The organism is Dysgonomonas sp. 511 (assembly GCF_010501105.1).
In the GTDB taxonomy this organism is placed as follows: Bacteria; Bacteroidota; Bacteroidia; order Bacteroidales; family Dysgonomonadaceae; genus Dysgonomonas.
This window is the reverse complement of record NZ_QVMQ01000006.1, coordinates 63,746-77,080: the sequence shown is the minus strand read 5'-3', so window position 1 is coordinate 77,080 and position 13,335 is coordinate 63,746. Positions and strand designations below refer to the sequence as shown.

At 44.0% G+C, this 13,335-nt stretch carries 7 protein-coding genes; 2 read left to right on the top strand and 5 right to left on the bottom strand.

Annotated features, from left to right (window positions below):
* Positions 1 to 8: 8 nt before the first annotated feature.
* From D0T57_RS03960 to D0T57_RS03940, 5 genes are all read right to left on the bottom strand, one after another.
* Positions 9 to 1,589, bottom strand: coding sequence for a glycosyltransferase family 39 protein (locus tag D0T57_RS03960; RefSeq protein ID WP_163271100.1), 1,581 nt, complete (start codon positions 1,587 to 1,589; stop codon positions 9 to 11).
* 83 nt (positions 1,590 to 1,672) lie between these two features.
* On the bottom strand, positions 1,673 to 3,715 hold the full coding sequence (gene metG, locus D0T57_RS03955; RefSeq protein ID WP_163271098.1) for a methionine--tRNA ligase: 2,043 nt from the start codon (positions 3,713 to 3,715) through the stop codon (positions 1,673 to 1,675).
* Positions 3,716 to 3,859: 144 nt separating this feature from the next.
* A complete protein-coding gene (hemN, locus tag D0T57_RS03950; protein ID WP_163271096.1) occupies positions 3,860 to 5,227 on the bottom strand; it encodes an oxygen-independent coproporphyrinogen III oxidase in 1,368 nt (455 codons plus the stop codon).
* Entirely contained in the window at positions 5,205 to 6,449 is a 1,245-nt protein-coding gene (locus D0T57_RS03945) for an MFS transporter (protein ID WP_163271095.1), read from the bottom strand. Before D0T57_RS03945 ends, hemN begins: the two co-directional genes overlap by 23 nt.
* A 135-nt stretch (positions 6,450 to 6,584) precedes the next feature.
* Positions 6,585 to 8,681 (bottom strand): TonB-dependent receptor, encoded by a 2,097-nt coding sequence (locus tag D0T57_RS03940; RefSeq protein ID WP_163271093.1) that lies wholly within the window; start codon positions 8,679 to 8,681, stop codon positions 6,585 to 6,587.
* A 293-nt stretch (positions 8,682 to 8,974) separates the two neighbouring features.
* On the opposite strand from D0T57_RS03940, the gene D0T57_RS03935 reads away from it, so the two are divergent.
* Both D0T57_RS03935 and D0T57_RS03930 read left to right on the top strand, forming a co-directional pair.
* Positions 8,975 to 12,898, top strand: a complete 3,924-nt coding sequence (locus tag D0T57_RS03935) for a M6 family metalloprotease domain-containing protein (RefSeq protein WP_163271091.1) — start codon at positions 8,975 to 8,977, stop codon at positions 12,896 to 12,898.
* A gap of 23 nt (positions 12,899 to 12,921) precedes the next feature.
* Positions 12,922 to 13,092 (top strand): hypothetical protein, encoded by a 171-nt coding sequence (locus tag D0T57_RS03930; RefSeq protein WP_163271089.1) that lies wholly within the window; start codon positions 12,922 to 12,924, stop codon positions 13,090 to 13,092.
* Positions 13,093 to 13,335: the final 243 nt, after the last annotated feature.

Here is a 13,335-nt window from a genome sequence, read left to right as displayed (position 1 = left end):
GGCTCGAACTAACGGGTTCTACGCTCAAATTTATAATAGTACGTTCCTTCCAGATGATCGGTAATCACAAAGTCGTCGCCTATAAACTTACTGAAACTTTCGGGATGGGTAGTAAAATATACCGACCTCTCGTTTGATACAGGCTCTTTTACAGGCTGCAAATGAACAAATGGGCGGAACGATATTTTGCCATCCCTTATATAGTTGAACAGTGCCGGATCATTGTGTGGTTTTTCTTCCTTTATCACTATCAGGTACTTATACTGTGGTTTCAACAGCGACATTACGCCTAAGTTGGGACTCAAAACCCCTTCGGTGTAGACTATACCGTTGGTATCTGCCATAAATTCATCGAACGGGTCTGCCTTCTCCTCTTTGTGGAACAGCGTGCCTTTGCGCAGGTTGATATATAATTCTATTGCCGATAGCGAAATCATCAGTGTGCAGAAAGATATCAGTACTGACTTTGCCAAGAAAGTCTTCTCCCCGATAAATTCATTAAGTAACAACGACATACCCAGAGCAAACAAGCCAATATAGCAACTCAGGTACCGTGCATAATAAACAGGGGTGGCAATAAAAGAATATACCAATACAAAGAGAAAGCATAACCCTACTATAATCAGGGCGATAAATGCTATATATGTGTTCTCCGTCTTCTTACGCAACATATAGATAAGCGGCACGAGGCAACACAATGCCGTGAGGGCAAAGGTGAGTACCAAACACCACGACGACGAAAAGAAGTCGGCATAAGAGTCGTCTATGTTCTTCGGCGAAAAATAATACTGCACGCCATAGGCTATGTCTGCCAGGGTGATAGTCGAAATCCAGTAACCCCCGCCTACCTGTCCCAATTGCCCGAAAAGGCTTACAAGCCAAGGTATGTACAAAATGCATAGTATGGCTCCACACAGCAAAGCCCTGATAAGTTTCGCCTGTTCTTTATCCTTAATATACCTTGCAATTATAGCGATAAGCAGTGCAAGGATGATGAAGAACGCACCCATCAACGCATAATAGTGGGTGTACATTGCGCCCAGAGTAAAGAATATAAGCTTTGCCCATGCCCAACGGCTGTTGTTACGGTAAGCATCTACAGCATATACTGCCGAGCCGAAAAGTAGGAATGCTGCCAGCGAATACATCCGCACATAGGCATACATATAGAATCCTACGGGCAGGAATGCCAATACAAGGAAACTGACGAGTGCCAGCCTCTTGCCAAACAAACGGCGCACGGGAATTAAGCACAACGCCAACATACCCAGATAGAATGCCACCGTAAGGAATCGGTAGAAGTACAGATGTTCGGGCGAAAACGAAAAGAATGACGAGTAAACTTTCAACAGGAGGTAGAAAAGCGGCGGGTGCACATCCTCCGCCGTGATGCGGCAAATATCCGAATAAGAATAGTCAAGCATCGCAATGGAGTAGAACTCATCGAATTTCAGATTGTTACCTATCAGGAAGATATTGAATATGTAGTATATAGCTACTCCTATAAGGAGAAGCCCCCCCACCCCCCATAGGGGGGATGAACCCCCTGAAGCCCCCAAGGAGGACTTATGAAGAGGGTGTTTATTCATAATTCATTAATTTATAGCTCATAATTTATAATTACTTTCGCGGCTTCGCTCCAAAGTCCCCCTATGGGGGATTAAGGGGGCTTTCACCCTATCTGGCTTCCCGGATTCACCTCTTTCGACGGCTGTATGAGCGACAAGCTACCATCGGCATTTTCTACCGACAAGATCATACCTTGTGATTCTATACCCTTTATTTTTCGTGGTGCAAGGTTTGCTATAAAGCACACCTGCTTGCCAACCAACTCTTCTGCTTTATACCATGCAGCTATACCCGATACGATGGTGCGTTTGCCCATACCATCGTCTATAAGGAATTGCAGCAGCTTGTCAGCCTTAGGCACTTTGGTACATTCGAGTACGGTGCCCACACGCAAATCCATCTTTGCAAAGTCGTCGAAAGCTACATTCTCCTTTTGCGGGGCTACTTTTATCTCCGCTTCGGCTTCGTTGGCCTTCTTGGTATCAAGCAGCTTTTGTATTTGCTTTTCTATCGTTTCGTCTTCTATCTTTGCAAAGAGAAGTTCGGATGCGTTTAGCTGGTGTCCGGCAGGGAGTAAATACATACTGCCCAATTGGTTCCACGACATGTTATCCATATTGAGAAACTCGCGAATCTTTTTTGCAGCAAACGGCAGGAACGGTTCAAGAGCAATTCCTAGATTGGCAGTGATTTGCAATGCAATATATAGGATTGTTTCTACTCGCTTCATATCTGTTTTTGCCACTTTCCAAGGTTCAGTATCAGCTAGGTATTTATTACCAATTCGAGCTAAGCTCATAGCTGCTTTAAGAGCGTCGCGAAAGTGGTATACCTCAAGATGTTTATTTATACGATTGCTTATAACCTTAATGTCTGCTAGCATAATATCCTCAGGCATCGTTAGATCATTATATTGAGGAACTTTATTGTCGAAATACTTCTGTGTAAGCACCAAAGCCCGGTTCACAAAGTTGCCGAGTATTGCCACCAACTCATTGTTGTGCCTTGCCTGAAAATCTTTCCAGGTAAAGTCATTGTCCTTTGTCTCGGGAGCATTGGCCGTAAGTACATAGCGCAGGCTATCTTGCTGCCCCGGAAAATCTTCGAGGTATTCGTGCAGCCATACTGCCCAGTTGCGCGATGTGGATATCTTGTCGCCTTCGAGGTTGAGAAACTCGTTTGCAGGCACATTTTCGGGCAGGATAAACGAGCCTTCTGCCTTGAGCATGGCAGGGAATACGATGCAATGGAATACTATATTGTCTTTGCCGATGAAGTGTACTAACTTGGTATCTTCTGCCTTCCACCACTTTTCCCAGCTATCGGGCAATAGTTCTTTCGTGTTCGAGATATAACCGATTGGTGCATCGAACCATACGTAAAGCACCTTTCCTTTAGCATCGGCCAGCGGCACAGGTACACCCCAATCGAGGTCGCGGCTTACGGCGCGGGGCTGTAATCCCATTTCGAGCCACGATTTGCATTGCCCGTAGACGTTCGATTTCCATTCCTTGTGGTCTTCCAGTATCCACTGGCGAAGCCAACCTTCGTGCTTATCCAATGGCAGGTACCAGTGTTTGGTTTCGCGCATCACGGGCGTAGAGCCAGAGATAGTCGAACGCGGGTTTTTCAGGTCGGTCGGGCTGAGCGATGTACCGCACGATTCGCACTGGTCGCCATATGCATTGGGGTTGCCGCAATGTGGGCATTCGCCCATTATGTAGCGGTCGGCAAGGAACATCTGTGCTTCTTCGTCGTAATATTGTTCGCTGGTCTTTTCTTCAAACTGGCCGTTGTTGTACAGTTTCAGGAAGAAATCAGAAGCTGTTTGCTTATGCGTTTCCGAGCTTGTACGCGAATAGATGTCGAATGTGATGCCGAAGTCTTCGAACGACTTCTTTATTATGGTATGGTACTTATCTACAATATCTTGCGGCGTCACTCCTTCCTTCTTTGCACGGATGGTGATAGGCACGCCATGTTCGTCAGAACCGCCGATGTGTATCACTTCTTCGCCCTTGAGCCGCATATAGCGTGTGTATATGTCTGCGGGGATGTAAACTCCTGCCATGTGCCCGATGTGTACAGGGCCATTGGCGTATGGCAATGCCGAAGTGACGAGGGTTCTGTTGTATTTCTTAGTCATATTGTGCTAAATTGTTTATTTTACAACTTGATTTGGATGTGCAAACTTAGATAAAAATATTCTATTTATAAACGAGTGGCATATAAGAATAACATCTTTTTATCAAAACAAGATCGCCGTGCGTGCATATTTCCGAACAGTTACTTATATAGATTTCGAATACCGGCTCTCATTCCCCTTATACAACCTATCGAAAGAGGCAGCCACATTGCGCACAAAAGGTGTGGCATCGGGCATGATGGCTATATGATTGTCATCATATTCAATAATGCCGTCTTTGGCAAAATCGTCTAAAGCTTCTTTATTATAATTGATAGCAGACTTAACCTCATCGGCTGATAAATGTAGATTGTCCGCTATATCGTTCCAATCAATTGTATAATTACACATCAGTTCGGAGATAACGGTGCGCGTTATTTGCTCCTCCCTATTGAGTGTATAACCTTTGGTCACAGGAAATTCACCTTTTTCTATCAATGAGATATATGTTTCAAGGTCTTTCGTATTCTGGCTGTAAGCCGTAGCCAACTGGCTAATGCCTGTTATACCGAAAGCATAGACCTGCCCTGTAGTACGGCGTGTACAATATCCCTGAAAGTTGCGGTGCAATGCTTTCGACTGCGATGCCTTATATAGTTCGTCGCCGGGCAACACAAAGTGGTCGAGCCCGATAGCTTTATATCCTTCGTTGGTCAGCAAATGTTTTGCCGACCGGAATATCTCGCTTTTCACCTCCACAGTAGGCAATCCTGCTTCTTCCAGCTTCATTTGCAACGGGTTTACCCACGGCACATGGGCATAGGAGAATGTAACCACACGGTCGGGTTTCAGGGCAATGGCTTTGCCGATAGTGCGGGCAAACGATTCGGGAGTCTGCTTGGGCAAACCATATATAAAGTCCATATTTACAGCTATCCCCTTGCTGCGCAACATGCTGATAATCTCTTCTATCGGCAGGCGCGAATGCTTACGGTTAGATGTGCGGAGAACCTCTTCATCAAAGTCTTGTATGCCTATGCTTATCCGGTTGAAGCCTGCATCGGTCAGTTCGTCCCAATAAGCGGCATTCATGTAGCCCGGATGGCATTCGATGGCTATTTCGGGATTTTCGATACAGTCGAACTCCGAGAGGAACATCCCGTTCAACTCTTTCAACACCGGCACGGGCTGCGAAGTCGGCGTGCCACCTCCGTAATGGATTTGTGATATCTTACGGCTACGGTCGAGCAGGGGAAGCACCATTTTTATTTCCTTTTTCAGCGCATCTATATAGCTTTGGGTTACGGCAGGCTTTTGGTAAAGTTGCGCATTGCAACCGCAATAATAACACATCTGGAAACAGAATGGGATATGGATATAAATGGATATATGTTCCGGCTCTTGCCCGTTGGATGCAATTATGGCATCTTGATACGACAGGGCATCGAAGCCCTCGTTGAAAAAATTGGCAGGCGGATAGCTCGTGTAGCGGGGTACAGGCACGCTGTACTTATTCAGTAATTCTTGTTTCATCTTTTTCCTTTGGTGCTTTTAGTTTAAACACAAATAGTATGAACAAAAGTGATGCCAGTGCGATAAACATTTCTACCACAAAAAGCCCTTTATAGGTTATCATGGCTGCTATCTTTCCCGAACTCACTCCCATAATGATACCGCTAAGGTGGGTAATAACGGTTTGTATCGTAAAGTCGGTTCCCTCGTAGCCGGGGCGTACACAGTCCATTGCGGTGGTATATACCACAATGACCGACAGCCCATAACTGCCCCACAGAAGGGAGATACCCAAGTGCAGCGTAGCTATATTTACAGGGATGACATTTATCAGCAGGCAGAAATATATGGTAGTAACGAAAGTGAAAACGGCAAACAGCACACGCGAAGTATGCCGTCCTATTTTGCGCACAACGAACCCACCGGCAAAGGATGCAAGGCAACCGATGAATGTACCTACAATGCCCGACATGATACCAATATCTTTCATGCTATATCCATAGTCTACCAGCATGGGTTTGAGCATGGCAAGCACCCCGATAAGCCCTGCGTAGTAGAGAAAGAGGAACACGACCTGTTTCCATATCCCTTTTTGCTTGAAGAAACCGAGTATATCGTCTTTGGTTGGGCGTTCCTGTTGTTTCGGCTTTATTATCGTGCCCTTCGCACCCATACGGAAAAAGATAAGGGGAATGACCGCAATCAATACAAAAAGGGCAAGATATGGCAAGAGGTTGCCCCACCCTACCTTGTTGTAAAGTAAGAGCAATGCGCCGCTACCGATCATAGTACCGGCAAAGCCGCCCATCGACTGCATGCTGTTCACCAGGCTTTTATCTTTCTTGTTGAAAGAGATAACCGCAAGGGCATCGGTGGCTATATCCTGTGTGGCAGAGGCAATAAACGAAACTATCACAAGGCCAATAATCAGTTGAGGTGTAGCGCTGAGGTCGAGAAAGGCAATGCTGAAGATAATGCAGGCATATATCAGTTCGGATGAGAAAATCCACGCCTTGAAATCGTTGAGGCGGTATGTGGAACGGTCGACTACTGGCGACCACAGGAATTTGAGTATCCACGGCAGTTTGAGCAGTTGCAGCAATCCGATTGTCTCAAGCGAGAAATTCTGCTGCCGCATAATGACAGGGATCACCGTTGAGAAAAAGCTCATAGGTATCTTCTGCGCTATGTAGAGGCAGAAAAAAGTGAATAATTTGTATCCTTTTGGTGTGTCTACGTTCATTTTAGTTACAAGTTCTTTTACTATTCTCTTTCGAATTTCAAATCAGAAAAGACGAAGTGTATCCATATTTTTTAGTTGAAAATGAATATTTCGCACTATCTCTTTTTAGTCCGCATTTTCAACTTTCAACTTATTTCAAAATTTAACATTTAAGTTCACCCCGAAGGTAAACGGCTTGCCCTTTTGTACATAATGCCCGCCCGATGTGGAAAAATAATACGATATATATTCTTTTCCCGTTATGTTTTTTGCCCACAGGCCGATTGAAAAATTATCCTTTGCAAAAGATATCTTACCGTTATATTGCCCATAATATGGCTGTGTATAATCGTTCTTATCCGTCCAATACAGCTTACCCGCTCCTGCATATTGTGCATTGAAGGTAATATTGTCGAGCCACACCCACGGGATATGCAACACATAATTAGCTGCTACCGAAAGGGTGTGCCGGGGAACCATAGGCAGGTAGTTGCCATCGTAAACGGTGGTTGCCTCCGTCTTTGCATTATAATCCTTGTGGTCTTTATATTTGGCGCTTGTGTAGCCGTAAGCAGCTTGTAAGCTTACATTTTTCACAGGATTTAGCATTACCGACAGTTCCACGCCTTTGCTCACCGATTTACCTGCATTTTTTATAACAAAGCCTTGTCCGCTTGGTTTGGTTTGCGAAATCTGCTGGTCGTTCCAGTTGATATAAAACAAACTCATATCCACAAACAGCAGTTTGCCCCAAAAGCCCGACTTAGCACCCACCTCGTAGCTCCAGCTATGTTCGGGATCGAATATGCGGTCTTCTTCCGTTTCGGCAGTATTGTTGAATCCTCCGGTCTTATATCCGCGCGAAACAGAGAAATATGCCATTCCATCTTTGCTGAAAGAGTACTGTAAAGAGCCCTTCGGCGTGAATTGAGAGAAGGAGGCCTTGCCATATACCGTTGGTTCGGTTTCTGCTGGCTTTATCCTGTCCATTGTCAGTTTAGCACGCTCGCGGTCGTAACGCACGCCCAAAATCAGCGATAGGTTGCGGATAAACAGGTCGTTGACCGTCGACTGGTGATAGGCGGCGAAGCCCGTTGTAGGATTGTGCGCACTTTGTATGGTATGTCCGCCGGTAGTACGGTTGTCGGTATCGTTGGTCTGGTAATAATTCTGGTGGAAACCAAACAATCCGAACTGCCAATGGTAACGGCTGTCTTCCTTCAGCGACTTTACATTAAACTCCTGCGAATACATCTGCTGACGCTGGTAGAAATCTACAAAATACAAATCTTTTGGCGAAAAATCCTGATCCAAACCCTGTGTACCATTGAAAAACTGGAACGAGCTTTGCGACGAAAGTTTATAGGCATCGGTTACATATTCTATATTCAGCCCATTGGTAGACATATTGCGGCGGAAGAAGCTGGGCTCGTTATAGTTTACGGGGTCTACCTCCCCTGTTTCTTTATGCAGCACACGATAGGGATAACCGTTCTGGTCGGAATATTCGTATGCCAGTATAAGGTGTGCCGACAGTCGCGGACGGATGCGCCAACTGAGGCGTGTGCGCATAGACACGGCATCTATAGGATCGGCTTTTTTGCCGACAGTCGTATTTTGGAAGTATCCACCCGAATGCATATAGTTGCCAGAAAGTGCGTAACCTATCTTATTGTCTACATTGCCATAGTGCGATACGCCACCCGAATAGTTATTATAATTACCTGCCGAGAGGCTGACATTGGTACCTGCATATTTAAACGGCGATTTGGTAAAGACATTGATTATACCACCCATCGTATTGCGCCCATAGATAGTCCCTTGAGGCCCACGAAGCACCTCTACACGGTCTATGTCGCTGATATTGAAATCGAAGGCCGAGCGGTCGAAATAAGGCACACCATCTACATACAAGCCTACCGATGGAGCATTGCGGTGCGAACCGATACCGCGGATATAGACGGGCGAAGTCATCTTGCTGCCATAGTCGGGAATAAAAAGATTGGGCGTGAGTGAGGTTATCTCCTTTATATTTACAAGGTTGAAGTCTTTTACCTCTTGTGCTGTGAGCAAGGAGGCGGCAACAGGTTGCAAATAGAGGTCGCTGTTTTGTTTAAAAGATTCTATCACGACTGCCTTTCCGGTATAAGACAACACCACAGAATCGGAAACGGGGTTTCCTCCTTCAGCAGATATTGTTGGAAAATACAGGCAAACGGTAAACAGTAATAAAAGAATCCTTTTATAAATCATGCTTTGTTTCTAATGATAGTCTTTGACTCAAGTTGATGTGCAAAAGTACAGAATGCTTCGGGGGAAGTCAATCACTACTTGTAGTGATATTTCGTAAAAGCGATGTGTGCCTATCTGAAATACGGGAAAACGTCTTTCAGAACGGGATAATGAATACTTTTTTATAAAAAAGACGCCATATTATTAAAATTTAAGAATTATTTCAAAAATTACTATATTTGCATAACATTCAATATCTCTAAAAAGCTAAGACTACTATTATACGCATCAGACACTTACAAACTATGTATCAAATGAGAAACATTTGCCTTATTTTTATTTTTTTATGCCTATCGGTTTCGGTACATGCAGCATGGATCGAGAATTATCCGGTAAAAGTGACACAGCCTGACGGCACAGTCCTTAACCTTTTTGTTACCGGCGACGAGTATCACAATCGTGTACACGATGCCGATGGTTTTACATTGCTCCGCAATCCTGAAGGATGGGTTGTGTATGCCACACTAAGAGACGGCGAACTTGTACCTACCGACATCGTTTATGTGCAAACGAACGGTATGCGGCGCACGAAAGATGCACAAGACTTCGGTATTGACCCCAACATTAATATTTCCGCTGAAAAATGGGTGCAGCTCCGCGAGAAGTTTAATGCTGTACCCAAAAAAAAAGATTTAAGCGACAGATTAAAAAATGCGCAGACGAAGTCGACAACTCTGCGTGCAGGAACAATGAACAATATCGTTATCTATATTACATTTTCCGACGAACCGGATTTTATAAAAGTTCACAGCGATATAGAATCCTTATACAATGGTACGGCTACAGGCCAATCCCTTAAAAGTTATTTCAGGGATATATCCAATGGGCAATTCCTAATAAACTCCACATTCTTTCCGGCTCAAAATGGAAGTGCGACCGTCATATCGTATCAAGCCCCACAAAAACGCTCGTATTATATGATAGATAATAATGATGATGCAGGATGTATTATTGAACATACTTTGTTGAGGGATGCAATAGAACATTGCCGGTCGCAAATTGAAGCAGCATTTCCCGCAGCGACTTTAGATTACAACAACGATGGGAATGTGGATAATATAAACTTCGTGATTCAAGGAGATCCCGGAGGCTGGAGTACATTGTTATGGCCTCACAAATGGGCTTTATATACTCACAATGTAAAGCTTAATGGTAAGATGGTATGGGAATACAATCTGCTTCTCGAAAACCATTGTCAATCAAGTACTCTTGTACACGAAACATACCACACACTAGGCGCTCCCGATCTTTACATGTACAGTACAAGTGGTACGGGAATTAGCGGTATCACGCACCCAGTAGGTAGTTGGGATGTAATGTGCAGTAATGCTACCCCTCCGCAAAGCTCATCGGCATACATTACCAATAAGTACGGGCGATTTATTTCCGATATCACCGAGATCACCAGCTCGGGAACCTATACACTCCACGATATCTGGAACAGGGAAGGAGACCAGATCGCTTATAAAATCATGTCGCCGACTTCTACACAAGGCGAATATTTTGTATTGGAATACAGACGCAAAGGTGGCCCACTGGGTGGTGTTTACGATGCCAGGATACCAAATGCGGGTATTATCATTTCGCGAATAAACCCGAGAGGTTATAATACATCTGCCACTGGAACAAGCGCGAAACCATTCGAAATGTATGTCTATCGCGAGGGTGCTTTAGACAACATTACTTCCGGCACTATTGCCAATGCCGTTTTCAAACAGGGAGGGTTAACTACATTCAGCAATTGGTCCTCGCCAAATGCCTTCCTGTCTGATAACTCTGCCGGTCTGGACGGTATCATAATCAACCAGTTTAGCGCGGCTGGTGGCGAGACAATGACATTCAACGTAATCTTTCCTAAAGAGGGTAGTCCTGTAGCCTCCGCTGCTGATAATATTGGACCAATGAATTTCACAGCAAACTGGAGCCCATCGGCCAAAACCCAAAGCTATCTGTTGAGCGTATATTATAAAAAAGGAGATACAAAAATCTATGCAAATGGTGGCTTTCAGGACAAAAATGTAGGTAATGTAATTTCATTCGATGTTACCAATTTGGATAACGCAAAAACCACTTGGTATTATACCGTAAAGGCCGTAAGCAACAATAATCCTTCCGGCGAATCGAATGAAATAGCTGTTGACCTCACCGACTACAAAGGCATTGTATGCTGGGATGAAAGTGAGCTATATGCCGTAACCAATTCAGTTTATCTTCATGGAGGTAAAAATAGCTATACTTACGGCACCAATACTTCTAATTATAAGAACTTTGCAGCATATTATAATTTGGAAGAAGCTCAAAAAATAACCGGATTTAAAATAAAAATATGTGCATTGCAAAATAATTCGAATGATCCGAATTATGCAAAAATAACAATGAAACTATGGAATAAAGGTAGTAATGGGCTACCAAATAAAGTACTTTACAGTGAAGATTTCGCCTTTAGCCAATTGAAAACAGGCGATAATACACTCACTTTTGCTACGCCAATTATTGTACCTTCCGAGTTTTTTATTGGATATGAGGTTTATTATTCACCTAATATAATGGATATTTTCGGAGTACGGTCGTCTACGATTACCATTGAAGATAATGTAACACTAATTAATACGGCATCTAATCCCAACTTTTTTTCTAGTAGTTGTACACTCGCTCTTTTCCCTACTGCCTGTACTTTAATTATTCCCCAACCATCATTTACGGTAGAAACATCGCAGGATGCAGGTATCCCGGTAACGTTCACCAATACTTCGCCAGAAATTTCGAACATTGCATACTTTTGGGATTTCGGCGATGGCCATACTTCTACGGAGAAGCATCCTACTCATACGTATAGTGATGGAGGCATCTATACTGTCAAGCTTAAAATTGCAAACCAATCAGGCGAAAACACAGCGACAAAAACAATACAGGTAAGTGAACCTCCTTCGCTGACTCTTGCCAAAGGACGCACCTGGTATATTAGCAGCCCTATAACCGCAGCTAAAGCAAACACAACATTGGCTGCCGCCGGCTTTGTAGAGTACAGCGACGAAACACGCACGACACCATATAGCGCATCCGACCCAAGAATCAACGGTTGGGTAAATATTGCAGGCAGCGAAAATACGCTCGTTCCGGGCAAAGGCTATGTCCTATATACCGAAGGTACCGGCAATACAAGATTCCCTTTCGCTGGCATACCAAACACCGGAGACGTAGAAATACCGCTTACCCGCAGTACCGGTGTAGCCAAAGCCGGCTTCAACCTTGTGGGTAATCCGTACTTGTCGCACATCGACTGGAACGCCATAAGTGCAGCAAATGCATTTTTGGAACCGACAATCTGGTATCGTACCCGAACCGATGCCTATCATTTCTATACATACAACAGCGAAAGTGGACTGAGCGATCCCGACGACCTGGGCTACTCTTTACGATATATCCCTGCAATGCAAGCTTTTTGGGTACGTGCACTCAACTCGGGAACATTAAGATTTACCGAAAGCACAATGGTCGACGAATCAACGGCAGGTAGCGGCAATACGCTTAAGGCAACCGAAAACGGCGACAAGAGGCCACTCGTCCGCTTACAATTGAAAGATGGTAAGAAAGCCGACCGTACCGTAATCTTTGCAGACGAAAACGCAAAAGATGGTTTCGACCGCTACGACTCCGGTAAAATGTTCAATTCGGGCGCATCAATCTACACGGTAGCCGAAAACGAGAAATTGATATTCAACGGACTTAGCGCCATAGAAACAGGCACAGAAATCCCGCTTGGTTTTATTACCAATCACAGTGGAGAATACAGTATTGCAGCAATAGCTGTAGAAGATTTCGACGGTTTCGATATAATGCTGAAAGACAACACTCAGAATGAAATGTTCAGCCTTACAAGCGGCGAAGCATATGAGTTTTCTTCCGATATCACAGATAATACGTCACGCTTCAGCATCGTATTCCAGGCAAAGAAGGAAGTACTGGATGCCAACGATGAAGTTTCGATATATGATCTCGACAATACACTGTATATACAATCGCGCACACCTGTGAAACGGGTACTGGTTTATAATCTTGCCGGTAAACTGCTGTACAACACAACAGAAGATACAATATACAATGTAGCCTCCGGCATCTACGTGGTCAAGGTAGAAACCGAAAACTGTACTGTAAGCAGAAAAATAATAGTAAAATAAACAACAATAAAAATTAACGAGTGATGACACAAGAAAACAAAACAAGCAAACAAGCAATGGCAGAAACTGCGAAAACCTATATAGCTCCGGCAATAGAAACCATCGAAGTAATAGTAGAGAGAGGATTTGCTCAAAGTCCCCCTCCAAAAAGCCCTCATGAAACCTCGTTTGAGTTTGAGGATGACGAATATTAAATAACAAAATAATGTAATCGCAAATCAAATACTGTAAATTCTTATAGCCGGGCGAAACCTTACTTTTTGGAGGTTTCGCCCTTATTTATCAACCTTTGTTTATTATTGATTTATAAGTAAGAGCCTGTCTAATAGTCTGTTTAAATTTTAGCGAATAGGTTCTTTAGTATAGTTCTTAGCAACTTTTTTATGCTCTTTTTAGCGTATTTTCCACATTTTGCTCTCGGTTTAGCCCGCTAAACC